Genomic DNA, 21,474 nt, shown 5'->3' on the forward strand with positions numbered 1-21,474 from the left:
AAATGGCAGAGAAACGCAATATCTTTCTGGTTGGGCCTATGGGTGCCGGAAAAAGCACGATTGGGCGCCAGTTAGCTCAACAACTCAATATGGAATTTTTTGATTCTGATCAAGAAATTGAGCGACGTACCGGAGCAGATGTGGGCTGGGTGTTTGACGTCGAAGGCGAAGAAGGGTTTCGCGATCGAGAAGAAAAAATCATAAACGAACTTACTGAAAAGCAAGGTATCGTGTTGGCAACGGGCGGAGGGGCGGTTAAATCGCGTGATACTCGTAACCGTCTTTCTGCGCGCGGCGTGGTGGTTTATCTTGAAACCACGATAGAAAAACAGCTGGCACGTACGCAGCGAGACAAGAAGCGTCCACTGCTTCAGGTCGATTCACCGCCGCGCGAAGTGCTTGAATCCCTTGCCGGAGAACGTAATCCGCTGTACGAAGAGATTGCAGATGTGACTATTCGTACGGATGAGCAAAGCGCGAAGGTGGTCGCCAATCAAATCATCAACATGCTGGAAAAGCGCTGAGTAGCGCGGCCAGCCGAGTTTATCGCTAATCAATTAAGGCAGTATGCGTATCATGGAAAAGATCACCGTATTACTGGGGGATCGCAGCTACCCTATTACCATCGCAGCCAATTTATTTGATGATCCGACTTCTTTCTGGCCGCTAAAGCCGGGTGACCGGGTGATGTTGGTGACCAATGAAACGCTGGCTCCGCTCTACCTTAATAACGTTCGATTAATTCTTGAACAGGCAGATATTAGGGTTGATACGCGCATTTTACCTGACGGCGAGCAATACAAATCCCTGGAAGTGCTGAATCAGGTGTTTACCGCGCTACTGGAAGGTTCCCATGGACGCGATACAACTCTGGTGGCTTTAGGTGGCGGAGTGATAGGTGATATGACCGGTTTTGCCGCTGCCAGTTATCAACGTGGCGTACGCTTCATCCAGCTGCCTACAACGCTGCTGTCTCAGGTTGATTCCTCGGTAGGGGGTAAAACCGGCGTTAACCATCCGCTGGGTAAAAATATGATCGGAGCTTTCCATCAGCCTGCCTCGGTTGTCATCGACCTTAACTGCCTTAATACGCTTTCTGCGCGTGAGTTGGCCTCAGGACTCGCCGAGGTCATTAAATACGGCATTATTCTCGATGGCGATTTTTTTGACTGGTTGGAAATTAATCTTAATGCCCTACTGGCACTGGACAGCGCGGCTATGGCCTGGTGCATTCGCCGCTGCTGTGAGTTAAAAGCTGACGTGGTTGCAGCCGATGAACGGGAGGGGGGACAGCGTGCTTTACTTAACCTGGGCCATACCTTTGGACATGCGATTGAAGCGCATATGGGGTATGGCAACTGGCTGCATGGCGAAGCTGTTGCCGCTGGCATGGTCATGGCTGCCAGGACAGCAGAACGTCTCGGGCAGTTCACGTCGGTGCAAACTGCGCGTATCATTGATTTGCTAAAACGCGCCGGACTGCCGACCAACGGCCCCTCAGAGATGCGCGCCGAGGATTATCTTCCCCATATGCTGCGCGATAAAAAGGTATTAGCCGGTGAGTTGCGGCTGGTGCTCCCTATCAGCATAGGCGCAGCGCAAGTGCAGAGCGGTGTTGCCCACGATATTGTTTTGGCCGCAATTGAAAAGTGCATTGTGAACCCGACCTTCTGACAATCGTCAAGGGTAACCAGGTTAACCAAATTGGCATTCACACGGAAAACGTGTGGTGAAGTTGCCAGACTTGAGGAGGTTTGATGGACGAGTTTAAACCGGAAGATGAACTAAAACCTGATGCCAGTGACCGTCGTCCTGTACGGCCACGTAAGCCATCTTCTGCGAATAGGGCACCGGCCCCGCGTCAGCGTGTAATGATGGGGATCGGTATTCTGGTACTACTGCTGATGGTTATTGGCATCGGTTCTGCACTTAAGGACAACAATGATAAATCAGCCAACATCGATAATAACAGTGCTGCTGGCGTAACGGCGACGCAAGGGGGAGTGGCGAAAAATATCGATCTTTCCGTCTCATCTTCAACGTCAGGCAATCCGGGTGATGCAACGCCGACGGCGACGAGCGGGACTCCTGACATTAGCTCAACGAATGACGGTATGGCTCCGCAGAAGACTTTGCCTGCCGACGGATCTTCGCCTCAGCAGCTGAGCCCTCCAGCTATCTCATCAACTCCGACGGAAAGCAAATCGCATCCGATTGCGGAAAATCAGCATCGTATCGAGCTGCAAGGCAATCTTAACAACGCGTTAAACAATCAGCAGAATTCGGTTGATGACGCTGCTTCTGCCGCGCAAGGTGGCAGTGCTGGCACGCTTCCGACGGCACCTGCGACTGTTGCAGCCGGTGCTGCTCATAGCTCCACGTCAAGAGTGTCAGGCACATCTCAGTCATCTTTGGTAAAACCTTCCACAGAGAGGGCTAAACATCATAGCCACAGGTCAGCGTCAGCTCATCAGGCTAAACCAGCAGCGAAATCAGCCAGTGGTAAGGCGCATAATGAGCAGAGCGCTTTACGCGCTTTGCCATCTGGTAATTATACCTTGCAGCTCAGTGGCGCATCGCGGGAGGGCCCACTCAATGCCTGGGCGAAGACGCAAAATCTGACTGGATACCATATCTATAAGACAACGCGTAACGGGCAGCCTTGGTACGTTCTGATCACCGGTTCGTTTGCCACACCGGCTGAGGCAAAACGCGCGGTTGCCTCTTTGCCCGCGGGTGTGCGTGCGCAGGATCCCTGGGTTAAACCGCTCAATCAGTTAAAAAAATAAGTATAACAATACAGTCAGAGCCGATTGATGTCGGTTCTGGCCCGCATAGCAGCGGATGGTACAACACTCTTAAAGCGCTTGAGCTGTAAGATATGTCGCGGCCTGAAGAGAATAACTAATATAATGGCATGAAGAAAAATCGCGCTTTTTTGAAGTGGGCTGGCGGTAAATATCTGCTACTGGATGAGATCCGTCGTTATTTACCAGAGGGTGAGTGCCTGATTGAGCCATTTGTCGGTGCAGGTTCGGTATTTCTCAACACCGATTATTCTCACTACATCCTGGCGGATATCAACAGTGACCTGATTAATCTGTACAATATAGTCAAGACGCGTACCGTCGAATTTGTACAGGATGTGCGCATGTTATTCAGCGAACAATCCAATGTGGCGGACTTTTATTACGCGCAGCGGGAGCGTTTTAATCGTAGTACTGATGCTTACGAGCGGGCGTTACTGTTCCTCTATCTGAATCGTTATTGTTTCAACGGCCTGTGTCGTTACAATCTTAGCGGTGAGTTTAACGTGCCTTTTGGTCGATATCGGCGCCCCTACTTTCCGGAAGATGAGCTGTACTGGTTTGCTGAGTGTGCGCAGAAAGCAACTTTTGTCTGCGAACCCTACGATGTTACTCTGAGGAAGGCTGGCAAAGGGGCGGTTATCTATTGTGATCCGCCTTATGCACCGCTTTCGGCTACGTCAAATTTTACCGCATACCATACCAATAATTTTTCGCTGCGGGAGCAGCAGCGCCTGGCCGAAATGGCGAGTAGTTTGTCGGCAGAACACCAGATACCGATACTGATCTCCAATCATGACACGCCCCTGACCCGTGAGTGGTATCGGAGTGCGTCGTGCCTGGTGCCGATAAAGGTAAGACGCTCAATCAGCAGTCGCGGCGTTGGGCGGATCAAAGTGGATGAGCTGCTGGCCCTGTATATTTAAGCGGGTTATCTGATCGTCACTGAGTGCTAACCGCCTGTAGTCAGGCGTAAGAACCGGGAGAAATGGATGAAAAAACCTTTGATTGCACCTTCGATTCTGTCTGCAGATTTCGCCCGTCTCGGAGAAGATACGGCTAAAGCACTGGCCGCTGGTGGTGATGTTGTGCATTTTGACGTGATGGATAATCACTATGTGCCCAATTTGACAATGGGACCTATGGTGTTGAAAGCGCTGCGTGATTATGGCATCACCGTACCAATTGATGTTCACCTGATGGTAAAACCCGTTGACCGCCTGATACCTGACTTTGCCAGCGCGGGTGCCAGCTTCATTACCTTTCACCCGGAAGCGTCAGAGCATGTCGATCGCACCCTGCAGTTGATTAAAGAACACGGCTGTAAAGCGGGTCTGGTATTTAATCCGGCAACGTCGCTGAGTTACCTCGATTACGTGATGGACAAGCTGGACATTGTTTTGCTTATGTCGGTGAATCCCGGTTTTGGTGGTCAGTCGTTTATTCCTTCGACGCTGGATAAGCTGCGCGCTGCGCGTAAGCGTATCGATCAGTGCGGCTACGATATTCGACTTGAGGTGGATGGCGGTGTCAAGGTTGAGAACATTGCCGAAATCGCGGCCGCCGGCGCGGATATGTTTGTTGCCGGTTCTGCTATCTTTGGTCATTCAGACTATAAGCAGGTCATCGAGAAAATGCGTACTGAGTTGGAGAAGTCACGTCATGGCTCATTCCACTAATATTCAGGGACTGGCATTCGATCTTGATGGTACGCTGGTGGACAGTGCTCCGGGCCTGGCCGCCGCAGTTGACCTTGCCTTGAACGCGCTGAATCTTGCTGCTCCAGGGATCCAGCGCGTTGCTGCCTGGATAGGTAACGGGGCAGATATCATGATTACCCGCGCATTGCGTTGGGCACTGGATGCCGAGCCGACGCAGACGCAGATTAATGAGGCGCGAGCCCTCTTTGATAAGCATTATGCCCGCACGGTTAGACAGGGTAGCCAGCTGTTTCCGGAAGTCAAAGCGACGCTTGACGCTCTGGCAGCCAGCGGCCTGCCAATGGCGATTGTGACCAATAAGCCGACGCCTTTTATTGCGCCGTTGTTGCAATCTTTGGCTATCGCGCATTGTTTCTCGTTGGTGCTGGGTGGCGATGACGTTGTCCAGAAGAAGCCGCATCCCGCCCCGCTATTTTTAGTTTTAGGCACCTTTGGTCTGCGACCAGAATCGCTGCTATTTGTAGGCGATTCACGTAATGATATTCTCGCCGCGCAGGCAGCAGGATGTCCCTGCGTTGGTATGACGTATGGTTATAATTATGGTGAGCCGATTACCAGTAGCCAGCCTGACATCGTACTTGATCATTTCAATCAGCTTCTGCCCGTATTAGGGCTGTAAATCAGGATATTAGCAATGAGCAAACCCATCGTTTTTAGTGGCGCACAACCCTCAGGTGAACTGACTATTGGTAACTATCTGGGTGCGCTACGTCAGTGGGTGAAGATGCAGGATGATTATCAGTGCATTTATTGTATTGTCGATCTCCACGCTATCACAGTGCGGCAGGATGCAGAGAAATTGCGTAAGGCAACGCTGGATACATTGGCCCTGTATCTGGCCTGCGGCATCGATCCCAATAAGAGCATTATCTTCGCGCAGTCTCACGTGCCGGAGCATACGCAGCTCGGTTGGGTGCTGAATTGTTATACCTATTTTGGTGAACTTAGCCGTATGACGCAGTTCAAGGATAAGTCCGCGCGCTACGAAGAGAATATTAATGTAGGTTTGTTCGATTATCCGGTGCTGATGGCCGCAGATATCCTGCTTTATCAGACGCATCAGGTGCCGGTAGGTGAAGATCAGAAGCAGCATCTTGAGCTGAGCCGTGATATTGCCTCACGTTTCAACGCGCTCTATGGTGATATTTTTCGGGTGCCTGAGCCTTTTATTCCCAAATCTGGCGCGCGCGTAATGTCATTACTCGATCCGACGAAAAAAATGTCGAAGTCAGATGACAACCGCAATAACGTGATTGGTCTGCTGGAAGACCCCAAATCGGTGGTGAAGAAGATAAAGCGCGCAGTGACTGACTCTGAGGAGCCACCGGTCGTGCGTTACGATATAAAAGAAAAAGCCGGCGTTTCAAATCTGCTGGATATCCTGTCCGGTGTGACAGGCACGCCGGTCGCTGATCTTGAGAGATCGTTTGCAGGTAAAATGTACGGCCATCTTAAAGGGGAAGTTGCGGATGCAGTCTCAGGGATGCTCAGCGAGTTACAGGAACGTTATCACCAATATCGTAATGACGAGGCTTTTCTTGAAGAAATTATGCGTCACGGCGCTGAAAAAGCCCGTAGCATCGCGCAGGAAACACTGAAAAAGGTCTATCAGGCGGTGGGTTTTGTTACTAAGCCCTGATTTTCTGGCTATCTGAAGATATCTTGTAGACCCCGGCGTCGTGGCGCCGGGGTCTTTGTTTTTACTGCGGCTGGACTTCAGATGTTTGACCTTGCCTGGTTTTTAGCGCGTTAGCTTCGTCCCGCTATTTTCAAGTTATGAAAACCGTGTCAGGGTAAATGTATTATCGCAACTTGAGGAGATGTTTATGCAGGGTTCGCCACTCAGAAGGATCACCCATGTGCGCTTGCCGGGACAGGAGGGATTGTGGCAGATCGACATTGCCGATGGCAAAATAAGCCGTATCGGACCCCAGCTGAAGAATTGTCCACAGGATGAGGCAAGCCTGCATGGAGAGGGGGGGCTGGCTATTCCACCGTTTATAGAACCGCATATCCATCTCGATACCAGCCAAACCGCCGGTGAGCCTTCCTGGAATCGTTCAGGTACGCTGTTTGAAGGCATTGAGCGCTGGGCACAGCGCAAAGAGCTGCTAACCCATGAAGATGTTAAAGCGCGGGCAAAACAGACGCTGAAGTGGCAGCTTGCTAACGGCATCCAATACGTACGTACTCATGTTGACGTCTCTGATCCTACGCTTACGGCGCTTAAAGCGATGCTTGAGGTTAAGCACGAAATGGCACCTTGGGTGAACTTACAGCTGGTGGCTTTTCCACAGGAAGGGATTATGTCTTATCCGGATGGAGCCGCATTGCTGGAGGAGGCTCTCCGGCTGGGTGCCGACGTGGTCGGGGCGATCCCTCATTTCGAATTTACCCGTGAATATGGCATAGAGTCGCTGCACATTGCCTTCGCGTTGGCGCAAAAGTATCAGCGACAGGTTGATGTGCATTGCGATGAAATAGACGACGAGCAGTCGCGCTTTATCGAAACGGTAGCGGCGCTGGCGCACAAAGAAAACATGGGGGCGCGCGTTACGGCAAGTCATACTACCGCGATGCACTCCTACAACGGCGCATATACTTCCCGTTTGTTCCGGCTGCTTAAACTGTCGAAAATTAATTTTGTGGCTAACCCGTTGGTGAATATCCATCTCCAGGGGCGCTTTGATGATTATCCTAAACGGCGTGGCATTACCAGAGTTAAAGAGATGCTGGCTCAGGGAATTAACGTCTGCTTCGGCCATGATGACGTATTTGATCCCTGGTATCCGCTGGGTACCGGCAATATGCTACAGGTGCTGCATATGGGACTTCATGTCTGTCAGCTAATGGGATATGACCAGATTAACGCCGGGCTCGATTTGATTACGCGCAATAGCGCCCGGGCACTACAGTTAACAGATTACGGTATTCACACCGGTAATCCGGCGAGTCTGATTATTCTGCCTGCTGAAAATGGTTTTGATGCGCTGCGTCGTCAGGTAGCGGTACGCTATTCGGTTCGCGCGGGAAGGGTGATTGCGGCAACGGAGCCTGCGAAATCGACGCTTTATCTGGCACAGCAAGAAGCCATCGACTTCACACGATAGATAAACGGCAGTCCCCCTTCAGGGGGCTGCCGTTTAACGCTTAGTGTTTCCAGTTACCGTGGCTGCGATGCTTAGTTACAAAACCCAGCAGCAAGCACATGAGGAAAACAATTGCGTACAAGCCGTTAGCGGTTTTCAGTGCGGTATGCACGCTATAATGACTTACGATTGGCGCAGTGACAATGAATGTCAGCATGGTGCCCACCGTGCCGCAGGTCAGAATAAAGTTAACCAGCTTGGGTGAAGAGACCTTAGTTTGCAGGGAGCCTAGCGTAATGATGGTGGTATAAATGGCACTGGAAAAAAAGCCGAGTGCGAGGATTATCCACTTCAGTATGGCCGGATCGCTGCTGTTGACGAACCAGTACATCAGCCCGGTTGCCACCAGTGCCAGCACGGTCACGATACGCTGCGGATCGACGAAACGTAGAAGGGCGCTGAATGCCCACATACCAATCATATAAGCCGTCCAGAAGCTGCCTACCAGGCCGCCAGCCTGTAGCATATTCATGTTCAGATTGGTATTGGCATACTGCGGCACCCAGGAAATGAAGCCTAGTTGGCCGAGTATATAGCAGAGTGCGGCGACGGCGAGTAACGCAACGCCAATACCCCATTTTTCTTTTTCTGGCGGCGCGTTGTATTCGTTCGATGCGGTTCTTCCCAGCTGCGGGAATTTTACGCTCAGCGTCAAAATAAAGATGGCCAGATAGATCACACCGATGCAAACATAAACCCAGAACCAGGGCAGAGTATGAGCAATTATCCATGCGGCAAGAACCGGAAAAAAGGTACCGGCCATGCTAAAGAAAGAGTCGGTAAAAAGTAAGCGAGCCCCGCGCTGACGACCATCATATAAATGGGTAATCAGGAAGGTACCAATCGACATGGTAATACCGCTTACCACGCCCAGCACGAACATGCAGACGGAAAACAGCGTCAGGCTTTTTGTTACCATCAAGCCAATGACGGCCAGCAGCATTAACACAAAGCCGAAAATCAGCTGACGTTTGAGTGGGATAATTTCCATTAGCCAGGCATTGAGAAATATAGCAACCAGAATGCCACTGTTCAGAAAGGTAAACGTATTGCTCATTTCTGATACTGGCATATCAAAATATTTAGCAATGTCTCCCATGACCACGCCGGTGACGATAACCAGCGCGCCAGTCAGGGCATAGGAAAGGAAACTGATCCAGGTAAGACCGATGCGATCGCGATTAGACATAAAACAACCTGTGTATTGTAAAAAAATTCTGAAATGCAACAGCATTAATTTTACTCAGTATTGTGATACTCATAAATAAACAATGAAACAAAATTATTCGTATTCATTGCTTTGTGCGTTTAATCACTTCATAACGGGGTGTTCATTTGCGTGTCGCCTCTGCCTTTAGGTAAATCTCGGTAAAATACTGGCGTGGAGATTAGCCACTCTCTAAAATCCTGTTGTTTAGTTGTTTGCTGTCTCATTAAGGAATAATCCATGTTTAAACGCACGCTCACCGCCGTCACCACGGCTATAATGTTGTCTGTCGTATCGGCTTCGGCTCTGGCCGCTACCAATGATACTCATGTTTTGCTGACGACCTCCGCTGGCAATATAGAACTGGAATTGAACAATCAGAAAGCGCCAATCACTGTTAAGAACTTCGTTGATTACGTCAACAGTGGCTTTTACAACAACACCATTTTTCACCGCGTTATTCCCGGTTTTATGATTCAAGGAGGCGGATTTACCGCTGACATGCAGCAGAAAAGTACTAACCCGCCGATCAAAAATGAAGCAGATAACGGCCTGCTTAATCGCCGGGGAACCATAGCGATGGCGCGTACAGCTGATAAAGATAGCGCCACCAGCCAATTTTTCATTAACGTCGCGGATAATGCTTTCCTTGACCACGGCCAGCGTGATTTTGGCTACGCGGTGTTTGGTAAAGTCGTTAAAGGCATGAGTGTGGCCGATAAAATAGCCCAGGTTCAGACGCATAACGTCGGGCCTTATCAGAACGTGCCGGTAAAACCGATCGTGATTCTTTCCGCAAAAGTTCTTCCCTGAAACGTAGGGGCGCAATACGCTTTGCGCCCGACTCGACCATCTGTAAAGCAAACACTCTTGCCAGATATCGTGCGATGGAATAGGGAGCGGCATAATTCCTGATATCACTTTTGCAAAAAAGTAATCAATTTTCTGCAGTGAAAAAACGCGTAGAATAACGACGTTTCTTTGTTGGCCGGAGTGATCATGCTGCTGCTTATCGATAACTATGACTCTTTTACCTGGAATCTTTATCAGTATTTTTGCCAGTTGGGCGCTGACGTTGAAGTGTATCGCAACGACGCGATCTCACTGCATGAGATGAGCACTCTTCGCCCTGACCATCTGGTGATCTCGCCGGGACCCGGTTCACCGAATGAGGCCGGAATTTCGCTAGCGGCGATCCGTCATTTTGCTGGCAAGCTTCCAGTCCTCGGAGTTTGCCTGGGCCATCAGGCGCTGGCACAAGCTTTTGGTGGCCGCGTGGTTCGCGCCCGTCAGGTAATGCACGGCAAGGTGTCGCAGATTATGCATCGACATCAGGGGGTATTCGCCGGGTTGAATCAGACTTTGAGCGTGACGCGATATCACTCATTGGTGGTCGAGGCGGCGACGTTGCCTGCCTGCCTTGAGGTGACCGCGTGGAGTATGCGCGATGGCGAGCAGGATGAAATTATGGGGCTGCGCCACCGCCGTTTGGCACTGGAAGGTGTGCAGTTTCACCCGGAAAGTGTGCTGAGCGATCAGGGCCTCCAGCTACTGAATAACTTTCTGCAACGTTGAATTTTATTGTCTCTATTTGATTTTTTATGCATATTTTATGATTATAATATCAATTCTGAAATTAATGTAAGAGCATGAGGTCAGGCATGGCGGCAGATAAAATGATGGTTAACCGGGCAACGTTTGATGATGTGATTTTGCCCGTTTATGCACCCGCGCAGTTCGTTCCGGTGAAAGGTAAGGGCAGCCGTGTCTGGGATCAGAATGGCAGCGAATATATCGATTTTTCCGGGGGTATTGCGGTAACGGCGCTTGGTCACTGCCATCCAGCGTTGGTGAACGCGTTAAAGAATCAGGGTGAGACGCTGTGGCACACCAGCAACATTTTCACTAATGAACCAGCGTTACGTCTGGCAAGCAAACTGATTGCCGCCACCTTTGCCGATCGGGTGTTCTTCGTTAACTCAGGAACAGAAGCAAACGAGGCGGCATTTAAACTGGCGCGCTATTATGTCAGTAAAAAACAAAGCCCCTATAAAACGAAAATCATCGCTTTCCACAATGCGTTTCATGGTCGCACGTTGTTTGCCGTTTCTGTTGGCGGTCAGCCTAAGTATTCAGATGGTTTTGGGCCAAAACCAGCTGATATCATACATGTGCCTTTTAACGATCTTGAGGCAGTAAGAGCAGTCATTGATGATCACACCTGTGCGGTGGTAGTGGAACCCATTCAGGGTGAGGGCGGCATTATGCCCGCCAGCCAGGCTTTCATGACAGGCTTGCGCGACCTTTGCGATGAATACCAGGCCCTGCTGGTATTTGATGAAGTGCAGACGGGTATGGGGCGCAGCGGCAGGCTGTTTGCCTATCAGCATTACGGCGTAGAGCCGGATATCCTGACTACTGCGAAAGCGCTGGGTGGAGGCTTTCCGGTTAGCGCAATGCTGACTACCAATAAAATTGCTTCTGTAATGTCGCCAGGCGTGCATGGCACCACTTATGGTGGTAATCCGCTGGCATGTGCTGTAGCAGAAGCTGCGATGGATATTATCAATACTGACGAGGTACTGGACGGCGTGGCTGAACGCCGACAGCAGTTTGATGCGGGGTTAAATGCGATTAATACGCGGCTGGATGTGTTTACTGATGTGCGTGGTATGGGACTACTTATCGGCGCTGTGCTCAAGCCACACTATGCCGATAAAGCACGCGATATTCTTGATGCCGCTGCCAGCGAAGGTCTGATGATACTAAATGCGGGTACCGGTGTTATCCGCCTGGCCCCGTCGTTGATCATTGAGCCAGCAGATATTGATGAGGGCATGCAGCGTTTTGCCCGCGCGCTGGAAAAAGTCATCAGGGCATAATTTACTGCGCCGCCGGGATTCCAGCGATGCTCTGTCGCGTTATTCGCTATCGCCGGTCTTTAGCGGTTATTTACGTAGTTTCCCCGAGAGCCAATTGCCATGATGCGGCCGTTGCGACCAGGCTAGCGATGAGATGGTATGCATGACCTTCAGATGACTGAGAATGCGCCTGACATGTCGCTCCACTACGGTAATCGGCCCTTCGTGAAAATTTTCCGGTGCTTCCATGATGTTAGTCTCGGAGCCAGGCCCATCATACTCAAGTCGCTGCTGGCAGCGTTGTAGTGCAATTTCGCAGGTTTGCAGATAGCGCTCCGCCAGGTCTGATGTCAGCATAGTATGTTCCCGCGCCAGAATAGTCATGGCGTTAATATCCTCGACGATAAACTGGCTGTGGGTAACCCAGAGTTTCATATCGGCAAGGTAGTGGGAATTAAACGCTGGCTCCTGCATGGCCTGATTCAACGAGTTGAACAGCGCGTTGTGCGCTTGATTTACCCGGATACGTTGATAGGCCAGCTTTTCCGGCTGCTGTTCATTTCCCAGCAATAGTTGAAGCGCTGACTGATAGGCCCCCAGTGCATCGTGGGCGTTCTGGCGCAGCAGCCCGCTTTGCCACTGCGGCCACAGCCAGAGCATGCCGCCAAAGGCGATGAGACAGCCGAGCAGCGTGTCCAACAGCCGCGGCCAGAGAAAGTCAGCTCCATTGAGCGACAGCAGCTGTAATGAATAGACTGCCGTTACCGTAAAGCCAATCATTGCCCAACCGTAATACTTACGAATAAACAGATAACTGACCAGCGTTACCAGCAGCATGACCAGCAATACCAGGGTTTCGGGAACGTGAAGGCGCAGTGTCAGAGCGGCTATCACCAATCCAGCCAGCGTTCCCAGTGCCCGGTGCTGAATACGCACCCGGGTAGCGCTATAGCCGTTCTGACTGACGAACATGGTAGTCATCAGGACCCAATATGGCTTAGGCATGTTGAGGAATAGCGCGAGGGTACTGGCGAAGCTGAGCATGACCGCGAAGCGTCCGGCCGTACGCAATGCTGACGATTTAAGTGACAGATAGCTGCGTAGCGCCGGGATCAACGGCAGGCGCCGCTGGCGATCTGCCATCAGATCTCGTTGATACAGTGGCCGTTGGGTGCGTAATACCCGGCCGATACGGCTGAAATGGTGATAACAGAAGTGACCGACAGGATTATCACTATGATGGCGGGTTATTTTTTCCAGCGCGCTTAGCGGTTTACTCATGCTGAAACGATCTGGCAGGCGATGGTAGAGGATATCATCGGCCAGCACACGCAGGCGTTTGGCGATGGTTTGCGCATTCCAGCGGATCACGGCTTCGGCATGGCTTTGCTCAACCAGCTTTTGCACCTCTTCAGGCTGAGGCAGACTGACGGCTATATGCTCCTGTAGATCAAGCGCGACCTGAAAGGCACGCGTCAGCCGCTTGTATTCATTTTGTTTGCCCCCCGACAGCATGTGCATTTGCTGATAGCAAAGGTTAATCAGATCGACGGCTTTTTGTTGGCGTGCAAGCAAAGGTGGCAGGGCAGTTTCCAGGTCGGTCAGCCTGGTTAGCAAAGTGTATTTTGCTTCACAGTAGTCGGCCAGTTCACGGTAGAGCAGACTCAGGGTTTCCCGCATTGGCTGCTCTTTCCACAACCAGAACCAGAACCAGTTAAAAAGCCCGTACCATATGGTGCCAAGGATATAGAGCAATGGCGGTTGCCAGATTGGCATGCGCCCTTCGAGACTGATAGTGAAGATCGCGGCAATCAACGCACCAGGAAGCAGGCGCCCGTGCAATGGGCTGATTTCGCCAGTAATGCCTAAGAGCATCGTCATGACAAACATAATTACCGGTAGGGGGACATGCAGCAAACCGAAGTATTGTATGGCAAAGCTGCTGAAAGCAAACAGACTGCCGCCGACGACCAGTCGCTTAAAAAAGCGTTTGTGAGGGGTATCAAGTCCGGCAATATTGCAACAGGCAGGGATCAGCGCGAAAAGAAGCCCTCTTTGTAAATCGCCGAGCAGCCATCCTACCGCAACGGGTAAACAGAGCACCAGCGTCTGACGTAGTGCGTAATTGACCTCAGGATGATAAATAATTCGACGCCACATACGGCCTTTAACAAAAATAAAAAGACGCGATAGTCATTACCGCGCCGTATTCCTACGATCGGGTTTAGCGAGTGCCGTAGACAACGATAGTTTTACCATGAGCAGAGATCAGACTTTGATCTTCAAGCATCTTGAGTATGCGGCCAACCGTTTCACGTGAGCAGCCGACAATCTGACCGATCTCCTGGCGCGTGATTTTAATCTGCATTCCATCCGGGTGTGTCATTGCGTCCGGCTGTTTTGCCAGATTCAGCAGCGTCTGAGCGATGCGCCCGGTAACGTCCAGGAAGGCTAAGTTACCTACTTTTTCAGAGGTGACCTGTAACCGGCGCGCCATCTGTGATGATAACCGCATCAGGATCTCCGGGTTGACCTGGATCAGCTGGCGGAACTTCTTGTAAGAGATTTCAGCGACTTCACAGGCAGTTTTTGCTCTTACCCATGCGCTGCGCTCCTGACCTTCTTCAAATAGCCCCAATTCACCAATGAAGTCGCCCTGGTTGAGGTAAGAGAGGATCATCTCTTTACCCTCTTCATCTTTAATCAGAACGGCTACCGAACCTTTAACGATATAGTAAAGCGTTTCAGCCTTTTCACCCTGATGAATCAGCGTGCTTTTTGATGGATATTTGTGAATATGGCAATGTGACAGGAACCATTCAAGAGTCGGGTCTGTTTGCGGTTTGCCGAGCACCATTCGCTGTTATCCTCTGTTTATAATCGTGCCCTGAACACAGGATGAGAATTCCCTGCCAGGTATTGAGATGTTAACGCCATTTGCCATCGGAAAATTTATTTCAGGTGTGTTATCAGAGCATCGCTCAGGTTTTTATCCCGCCTTCGCCCTGTGATTTACCACCGGCAAATTGTTCAGACTTGTTTGTAGCATAGCTTTATCTCACTGTCTCCTGTTCTCTCGCTTCAGCTTGATGCACATAACAGCGCAACAGCATTCTGAGCGCATTACGCTGGCGGCCTGTAAAAAAGAATAGCAGCGTTACGTCATCCTGGCGTAAAGGTACGGCAGCGCTAATTATTTTGGAGAACCCGTAGTTATGTGATTAGCTGATGCTCTGATATCGACGAATAGTCTGGAATCAGCTACGGCGGTGTCAGTGCGCGTTTCTTCCTTCCATCAGGCGCTTAACCAACGGTGTCATAATCAGCTCCATAGCCAGCCCCATTTTCCCGCCGGGCACCACGAGGGTGTTAATATGCGAGATAAAAGAACCTTGAAGCATGGCCAGCAGATAGGGAAAATCAATATCCTCAAGATCGCGGAAATGAATGACGACCAGGCTTTCGTCCAGTGATGGAATGCTGCGGGCTGCAAACGGGTTGGAAGTATCTATGGTCGGGACGCGCTGGAAATTGATGTGAGTGCGTGAGAATTGGGGCGTAATGTAATTGATATAGTCATCCATCGAACGCACCACGGAGTCCATCACCGCTTCGCGCGAGTGCCCACGTTCGGTGGTGTCGCGCACCATCTTTTGAATCCATTCAAGGTTTACAATTGGCACCACGCCAACCAACAGGTCGACCTGTCCGGCGACATCATGTTGTTCGGTTACTACGCCGCCGTGTAGCCCTTCATAAAACAGCACGTCAGTCGGTTCCGGCAGCGGCTGCCAAGGCGTGAAGGTGCCGGGAACCTGATTCCACGGCACAGCTTCATCATAGGTATGCAAGTATTTGCGTGCTTGTCCGCTGCCGGATCGACCATATTCTGTAAAGGTCCTTTCCAGCAGGGAAAAATCATTCGCGTCCGGGCCAAAGTAACTAATATGTCGGCCCAAATCGCGCGCTTTACGGATAGCCATATCCATTTCCGGGCGCGTGTACTGGTGAAAGCTGTCGCCTTCGACCTCTGCGGCTGTCAAATTTAGCAGCTGGAATATTTTACGAAAAGCCAGGCTGGTCGTCGTCGTTCCTGCGCCGCTGGAGCCGGTTACGGCGATGACCGGGTGTTTTACCGACATAGATTACGCTCCCTGATAGATGACTGGATCACTTGTTATCATGTTCAACCTGTGGATGTCATCCATGAAACGAATTTCGCGGCATAATATTGATGGTCTCATGCAGCTCTGACCACACCAGTACCGCATCACCATTATGCAACTGGCGGCGGACATCATCCACTTTCTGTTCAAGAGTGCGCTCCTGTTCGCCGTAATCGGTGCCTTCACGCAGTACAAATGCTTCAATAAGATTGTTCAGTGTTTCTGCTTCGAGCTGCTGCCAGGGAATAATCACGCTATTGCTCCAGCCAATTTTCAAGCCAGTCGGGCACCCGCTGCTCAAGCCACATTTGCGGCCTGAGCAGCGTTCCGCCGACGAATCCGACATGCCCACCGTTAGCGGTTAGTTGATAAGTGGTGCTGGCTGATAGTTGCCTGGATGTTGGAATGACGTCATCGGTCATAAATGGATCATCTTTGGCATGAATAATCAACATCGGCTTACGTACGCCATGGAGCAGTGGCAGGGCGCTGGCCTGACGATAATAATCAAGTGCATCGCTAAAGCCGTGAGCGCGCGAGGTAATGGCATCGTCAAAATGTCGCAGCCGCCTAATACGTTTCAGCAGCGAGGCGTCAATTGGCAGCGTGCCGGGGAAGGCGCGCAGCTTTCTTCTGGCGTTCTGCTTTAGCCGCGACAGAAGATAGTGTTGATAGAAGCGGGAAAATCCCTGCTCCAGTTTGACGCTACAGGGTTCAAGCATTAGCGGTGCGGAAATAACGACGCCAGCGTCCAGAAGGCAGTCATTGCCCTGCTTGCCCATCAGGCAAGCCAGCATGTTTCCACCTAGCGAAACGCCAACGGCTGCTGTGGGGGCTCGTCCCCACTGGGTATGTAGCCAGTGTAAAAAGTAGCTGGCGTCCTCGGTTTCACCCGAATGATAGATACGCTCCCGCCGGTTCGGCTCGCCGCTACAACCGCGAAAATGCATGACTACGCCCAGCCAGCCGCGACGCTGGGCTGCTTCAATCAGCCCGTGCGCATAGGGGCTGTTGATGCTACCTTCCAGGCCGTGAAAAAGCACCATACGCGGTTTATGAGCAGCGCCGGCCGGGTTTTCGCTCCAGGCGAGATCGACAAAATCACCATCTGGCAGCGTTAATCGCTGCCAGTACGGCTGTAGCCGGACACGTCGGCGCAAAATGCGTGGTAGCAACGTTTGCAAGTGGGCATTTTGAAAGCCGGCGAGAGGCCTAAATGTGCTTTCATCCGGCCGATGAAAATTTATGTCGGTAATGCTTGTCGGATCCATATCACACTGCTAGCTTCGGAAGGTTAATTTGTTTGCTGGGTGAGGAGCACTCTTATTCTATGGAACTGAATATTTTTTTATCAATGTTAGGCTTTCTCTGGGTCGCTGCCATCACGCCAGGCCCTAATAATATGCTACTCACCGCCTCGGCAGCGAATTATGGTTTTATTCGCTCAATAATGCTACTGGTTGGCATCATGATAGGTATGCAGCTGATGCTATTGATGGTGGCGTTTGGCATTGGCGGTCTGATTCTACTCTGTCCTTCTCTGCATCTGTTTTTAAAAGTAGCCGGCAGCGTTTATCTCCTGTGGTTAAGCTGGAAGATTGCAACCGCGCCATACGAAAAGCTGAATACCGACGCGGTGCCGTCCAGGCCGATGCCGCTCTGGCAGGGTGGGGTGTTGCAGCTGATTAACCCGAAAGCCTGGCTCATGGCCCTCGGCGCAGTTGCCAGCTTTTCGCTAGCCGGTGCGCAATATCTTCATTCGGTGGTGGCGATCAGCATTGGCATGGCACTGGTTAATCTGTTAGCTGGCATTATATGGCTGGGTTTTGGCACCGCGATTGGCCGAATCCTACGCGGTCGTAGGGCGTGGAAAATTTTTAATTTGGCAATGGGCCTGCTGACTGCCAGCTGTGTTTTTCTGATCTGGCACTAACGTTGCCACCATTCGTCGCTTTAAGCAATGAATTGCCATTTTTGTTCTGGATAATTTTAGTTATAAAGAATAATTTTTTATTCTTTTATTAAGCCTAAAACTCACGGTTAAACCTGTCGCCATGATGGCAGGATAAAAAAACCGGAGTGGTAGGTAATGATGAAAACAATGACACGCATGGCGCTATTTGCCGTACTGGCCGTGTTGAGCCTTCACTCCCAGGCGGCAAACGTTACGGTAGCGTGGCAAACGTCGGCCGAGCCGGCAAAGGTTGCGCAGGCGGATAATATGTTTGAAAAGCTCAGCGATGCGTACGTTTAGGCGCCTGCCATATATCAGCTGGCAAAAAGCGGCAAAGCATTGAAGGATTTTCGTCAGATTAACCGCTGGGGTTCACTGAGGCGCTATGTTTGGGTCGTGCGAAGAGATTTCGCCAGATCGCTCTGGCGTTGTTACTGCCTTTGCTCGCAGCGCGATTCAGGTGCAAAAAGTCTACCTTGATGAGTCGGGGGCTGGCTAAAAAATCACAATAATCTGCAGCGGTTCTTCCGCTAAAACTGCGTGCCCACAGAGCAGATACCGCAGCTGCTAACAATGTACCAAGGCTTGTAGCTGCAAGCGAGATATAAAGGGTTCTGAGTATAAAGTGAAGCTCAGGGCATGCAAAGCACTGGGGCAGCGAAGCCGTAACGCTCGTCCGGTAAAGACGCTACGTTAACACGAAATTATTTGTGTTTTCAGACAGGCGTGATCTTATCTTGCTATTAAGCAAAAATTCGATTTATTTAAAAAAGTCTTAGAAAACTCAATAAAATGATGATTGAGTTTTCCTGATGACGCATAAATTATGTGATCCCAATTAAATATTGGGAACGTTCCCGTTTATTCTGTAATAAAAATGATTCAGGCTTATCCCACAGATTATTTTCTAACTTAGGTTATCTTCAATAAAGATTAGCGATGCATGACATAAATCAACAAAATTTTGACAAACTAATCGAGTTTGTGGGAGAGGAATATTGCTCCAGTCAACCGCGATATTATTTATCTACGCTTAGCATGAGCGAAGGCTGAATGAAAATACAAACCGCATTCTGCGACAGTTGATCCCTAAAATAACAGGTTTTTTTTAGAAAAGAATTTATAGCCCTGTCAGGGCGGATTGAAAAAGTAGTCCACGCAAGTATCTTGGCCTCGGGTAACTTTCGATGGTATTTGCAGAGCTAATAATAGTGGCTCTGCGTTATCGCCTCGGATTTTAATCCGCAGATTATCAAAATATACTCTTTGGAGATCGGGAATAATGATTGTTTTCCGCAAAAATACTGTGGCTGTCCTCTTCACAGTCAGCATGACATCTACACCCGCGCTGGCACTCGACTTTCATGGCTATGCTCGCTCTGGTATCGGCTGGACAGGTAGTGGTAAAGAGCAGCAATGTTTTCAGGTAACAGGTGCACAAAGTAAATATCGTCTGGGGAATGAATGTGAAACCTATGCGGAATTAGGCCTTGGTCAGGAAATATGGAAAGAAGGAAATAAAAATTTTTACTTTGATTCTCTACTGGCATATTCCGTCGCCCAAAGAACGGATAATGAGTCAACAAGTCCATCACTACGAATTGCCAGTGTACGGGGGGAAAATCTGATAGATTTATTGCCTGGAGCAACTCTTTGGGCAGGGAAAAGTTTTTATCAACGCCATGATGTCCATATGATTGACTTTTATTACTGGGATATTTCAGGTCCAGGTGCTGGGCTGGAAAATATCGATTTGGGTTTTGGGAAACTCTCATTGGCGGTGACGCGTAACAGTGAATCTGGTGGTTCTTACGGCTATATTGATAATCAATTGAAAGAAGTTCCAACCGTTAACGATACGTTGGATGTTCGTCTGGCAGGGCTTGAGACCAATCGAGGAGGCGTTCTGGAGTTCGGTGCCGATTACGGGCGGGCTCATGCTAAAGATCGCTATCATTTCGCTGACGGCGCCAGTAAAGATGGTTGGATGTTTACAGCAGAACATACTCAAAGCATTTTGAATGGTTATAACAAATTCGCAGTTCAGTATGCCAATGATTCTATGACTGGGCAGAACAATGGACGTAATGCGGGGGCAACAATCGATAATAATGGTCACATGGTTCGAGTGATTAATCATGGCGCTATTGATTTCAACGATAAATGGGGCCTGATGTATGTAGCAATGTACCAGGATATTGATCGTGATAATAAGAATGGTACCACCTGGTATACGGCCGGAGTGCGACCTATGTATAAATGGACACCAATTATGAGCACCCTGATGGAGATCGGTTATGACAACGTTAAATCTCAACGCATTGGTGATCGCAACAGTCAGTATAAAATGACCCTGGCTCAACAATGGCAGGCTGGCGACAGCATCTGGTCGCGTCCGGCTATCCGTGTGTTTGCAACCTATGCCACATGGGACGAGAAATGGGGTTATAACAATAGCGGCGTGGCCTATAACGACACTAACGTTAACACCTATAGCCGCGGTGATAACGATGAGTGGACCTTCGGTGCGCAGATGGAAATCTGGTGGTGATCGAAATCCTGTCTATCGTGCTTGAAAGGGGAGGGTTTTAGCCCCCTTACTTTCGGTCCAGAGCACTATTATCCCGTGACCGTTTGGCCATTAGAATTAAGGTGACAACAATGAAAATGAAGAAAAGCCTCGTTGCCCTCTGCTTGTCCGTCGGACTCGCGGCATATCTACCCGCGGCCAGTTTTGCTGATGCCAATTTCGTGCCGCAGAATACCTCTGCCGCACCGTCTATACCCGTCTCCGCACTGCATCAGCTAATATGGACTCCGGTCGATCAATCAAAAACGCAAACCACGAAATTCGCTATCGCCGGACAAAAGTTGAATGTCCCCGGTATCTCGGGCCCGGTCGCCGCATACAGCGTTCCAGCTAATATTGGCGAACTGAAGATTATGCTAACCAGTGAAGTGGACAATAAAAATCGCGTTTTTTCGCCTAACGTATTAATTTTTGACCAGAATATGACGCCCTACGCATTCTTCCCTGGCACCTATTTCACTTATCTGGTGCCGGGCGTCATGAGTTCTGACCGTCTGCAAGGAGTTATGCGTCTTACGCCGGCCCCAGGACAGCAGAAAATTTATGTTCTGGTGTTTACTACACCCAGGGATTTGCAGCAAAACACCAAATTAATCAATCCGGCTAAAGCCTACGCCAAAGGTACGGGCAATGCGGTACCAGATATTCCGGATCCCATTGCCAAACATATTTCTGACGGCACCATCAGTCTAAGGGTGAAATCGGCTTCCGGCGCCAGCATTTTAGTAGGATCTCTGTTTGGCTCTTCGCGTCCTGTACCAGTAATTATAGGTAATACGGCAGCTTCTGTTTCAAAAGCACATAACTCAGCCCCGTTTGTGCAGCGCGGACCGATCCTTGATGATACCGAAAATTATTTTAATGATGGTATCAGGTTGTCGGTAGAAAAAGGTGATATTGATAAGGCCTTGAAATTAATGAATGAAGCCGAGAGGATAGGATCAAAATCTGCCCGTTCTGTCTTTATTGAAAGTGTAAAAGGCAAATAAGGGTCTGCATCTCCCATAAAAGCCGCGCCC

20 protein-coding genes and 1 pseudogene are annotated in these 21,474 nt (G+C 50.1%); 15 read left to right on the plus strand and 6 right to left on the minus strand.

The features are described 5' to 3' along the window. Window positions 1-2 precede the first annotated feature (2 nt). From aroK to BM191_RS11425, 8 genes are all read left to right on the plus strand, one after another. A complete protein-coding gene (gene aroK / locus BM191_RS11390; protein WP_092878243.1) occupies window positions 3-524 on the plus strand; it encodes a shikimate kinase AroK in 522 nt (173 codons plus the stop codon). Window positions 525-576: 52 nt separating this feature from the next. Further along, window positions 577-1,674, plus strand: coding sequence for a 3-dehydroquinate synthase (aroB, locus tag BM191_RS11395; RefSeq protein ID WP_092878345.1), 1,098 nt, complete (start codon window positions 577-579; stop codon window positions 1,672-1,674). 83 nt (window positions 1,675-1,757) lie between these two features. After that, window positions 1,758-2,789: an SPOR domain-containing protein gene (locus BM191_RS11400; protein WP_092878245.1), complete on the plus strand. Its 1,032-nt coding sequence runs from the start codon at window positions 1,758-1,760 to the stop codon at window positions 2,787-2,789. Between the two features lie 128 nt (window positions 2,790-2,917). Then, window positions 2,918-3,733, plus strand: coding sequence for an adenine-specific DNA-methyltransferase (dam, locus tag BM191_RS11405; RefSeq protein ID WP_092878247.1), 816 nt, complete (start codon window positions 2,918-2,920; stop codon window positions 3,731-3,733). A 66-nt stretch (window positions 3,734-3,799) separates the two neighbouring features. Next, window positions 3,800-4,486: a ribulose-phosphate 3-epimerase gene (rpe, locus tag BM191_RS11410; protein WP_092878249.1), complete on the plus strand. Its 687-nt coding sequence runs from the start codon at window positions 3,800-3,802 to the stop codon at window positions 4,484-4,486. Continuing rightward, entirely contained in the window at window positions 4,470-5,147 is a 678-nt protein-coding gene (locus BM191_RS11415) for a phosphoglycolate phosphatase (RefSeq protein WP_092878251.1), read from the plus strand. Before rpe ends, BM191_RS11415 begins: the two co-directional genes overlap by 17 nt. 15 nt (window positions 5,148-5,162) lie before the next feature. Continuing rightward, on the plus strand, window positions 5,163-6,167 hold the full coding sequence (trpS, locus tag BM191_RS11420) for a tryptophan--tRNA ligase (protein ID WP_092878253.1): 1,005 nt from the start codon (window positions 5,163-5,165) through the stop codon (window positions 6,165-6,167). A 187-nt stretch (window positions 6,168-6,354) separates the two neighbouring features. Then, window positions 6,355-7,638, plus strand: a complete 1,284-nt coding sequence (locus tag BM191_RS11425; protein WP_092878255.1) for a cytosine deaminase — start codon at window positions 6,355-6,357, stop codon at window positions 7,636-7,638. 40 nt (window positions 7,639-7,678) lie between these two features. Here BM191_RS11425 and tsgA read toward each other — a convergent pair whose 3' ends face one another. Then, window positions 7,679-8,866, minus strand: coding sequence for an MFS transporter TsgA (gene tsgA, locus BM191_RS11430; RefSeq protein ID WP_092878257.1), 1,188 nt, complete (start codon window positions 8,864-8,866; stop codon window positions 7,679-7,681). A 258-nt stretch (window positions 8,867-9,124) separates the two neighbouring features. On the opposite strand from tsgA, the gene ppiA reads away from it, so the two are divergent. From ppiA to argD, 3 genes are all read left to right on the plus strand, one after another. Then, the gene (gene ppiA, locus BM191_RS11435) at window positions 9,125-9,697 is read left to right on the plus strand and encodes a peptidylprolyl isomerase A (protein WP_092878259.1); all 573 of its coding nucleotides are present in this window, start codon (window positions 9,125-9,127) and stop codon (window positions 9,695-9,697) included. Between the two features lie 186 nt (window positions 9,698-9,883). Next, the gene (locus BM191_RS11440) at window positions 9,884-10,459 is read left to right on the plus strand and encodes an aminodeoxychorismate synthase component II (protein WP_092878261.1); all 576 of its coding nucleotides are present in this window, start codon (window positions 9,884-9,886) and stop codon (window positions 10,457-10,459) included. An 86-nt stretch (window positions 10,460-10,545) separates the two neighbouring features. Further along, a complete protein-coding gene (gene argD, locus BM191_RS11445) occupies window positions 10,546-11,766 on the plus strand; it encodes a bifunctional acetylornithine/succinyldiaminopimelate transaminase (protein WP_092878263.1) in 1,221 nt (406 codons plus the stop codon). Window positions 11,767-11,832: 66 nt separating this feature from the next. On the opposite strand, the gene BM191_RS11450 is transcribed toward argD, so the two are convergent. From BM191_RS11450 to BM191_RS11470, 5 genes are all read right to left on the minus strand, one after another. Next, a complete protein-coding gene (locus BM191_RS11450) occupies window positions 11,833-13,905 on the minus strand; it encodes a YccS/YhfK family putative transporter (protein ID WP_092878265.1) in 2,073 nt (690 codons plus the stop codon). 64 nt (window positions 13,906-13,969) lie between these two features. Next, window positions 13,970-14,602, minus strand: a complete 633-nt coding sequence (gene crp / locus BM191_RS11455; protein WP_092878267.1) for a cAMP-activated global transcriptional regulator CRP — start codon at window positions 14,600-14,602, stop codon at window positions 13,970-13,972. Between the two features lie 415 nt (window positions 14,603-15,017). Next, window positions 15,018-15,887 carry a phosphoribulokinase gene (locus BM191_RS11460; protein ID WP_092878269.1) on the minus strand — a complete coding sequence of 290 codons (870 nt, stop codon included), beginning with the start codon at window positions 15,885-15,887 and terminating at the stop codon, window positions 15,018-15,020. 58 nt (window positions 15,888-15,945) lie between these two features. After that, window positions 15,946-16,164, minus strand: coding sequence for a YheU family protein (locus tag BM191_RS11465; protein WP_092878271.1), 219 nt, complete (start codon window positions 16,162-16,164; stop codon window positions 15,946-15,948). A gap of 1 nt (window position 16,165) precedes the next feature. After that, on the minus strand, window positions 16,166-17,182 hold the full coding sequence (locus tag BM191_RS11470; RefSeq protein ID WP_092878273.1) for a hydrolase: 1,017 nt from the start codon (window positions 17,180-17,182) through the stop codon (window positions 16,166-16,168). A 59-nt stretch (window positions 17,183-17,241) separates the two neighbouring features. Here BM191_RS11470 and BM191_RS11475 point away from each other — a divergent pair, with 59 nt between their 5' ends. The 4 genes and pseudogenes from BM191_RS11475 to malM all read left to right on the plus strand — a co-directional run bounded on the left by BM191_RS11475 (window position 17,242) and on the right by malM (window position 21,444). Beyond that, window positions 17,242-17,844 carry a LysE family translocator gene (locus BM191_RS11475; RefSeq protein ID WP_092878275.1) on the plus strand — a complete coding sequence of 201 codons (603 nt, stop codon included), beginning with the start codon at window positions 17,242-17,244 and terminating at the stop codon, window positions 17,842-17,844. A 159-nt stretch (window positions 17,845-18,003) separates the two neighbouring features. After that, a pseudogene (gene tauA / locus BM191_RS16810) lies at window positions 18,004-18,162 on the plus strand (taurine ABC transporter substrate-binding protein); the annotation flags it as partial. A 985-nt stretch (window positions 18,163-19,147) separates the two neighbouring features. Next, window positions 19,148-20,416 carry a maltoporin gene (locus tag BM191_RS11480; RefSeq protein ID WP_092878277.1) on the plus strand — a complete coding sequence of 423 codons (1,269 nt, stop codon included), beginning with the start codon at window positions 19,148-19,150 and terminating at the stop codon, window positions 20,414-20,416. Window positions 20,417-20,526: 110 nt separating this feature from the next. Continuing rightward, on the plus strand, window positions 20,527-21,444 hold the full coding sequence (gene malM, locus BM191_RS11485; RefSeq protein ID WP_092878279.1) for a maltose operon protein MalM: 918 nt from the start codon (window positions 20,527-20,529) through the stop codon (window positions 21,442-21,444). The last annotated feature ends 30 nt before the right edge of the window (window positions 21,445-21,474 follow it).

Source organism: Izhakiella capsodis (genome assembly GCF_900115045.1).
Classification (GTDB): domain Bacteria; phylum Pseudomonadota; class Gammaproteobacteria; order Enterobacterales; family Enterobacteriaceae; genus Izhakiella; species Izhakiella capsodis.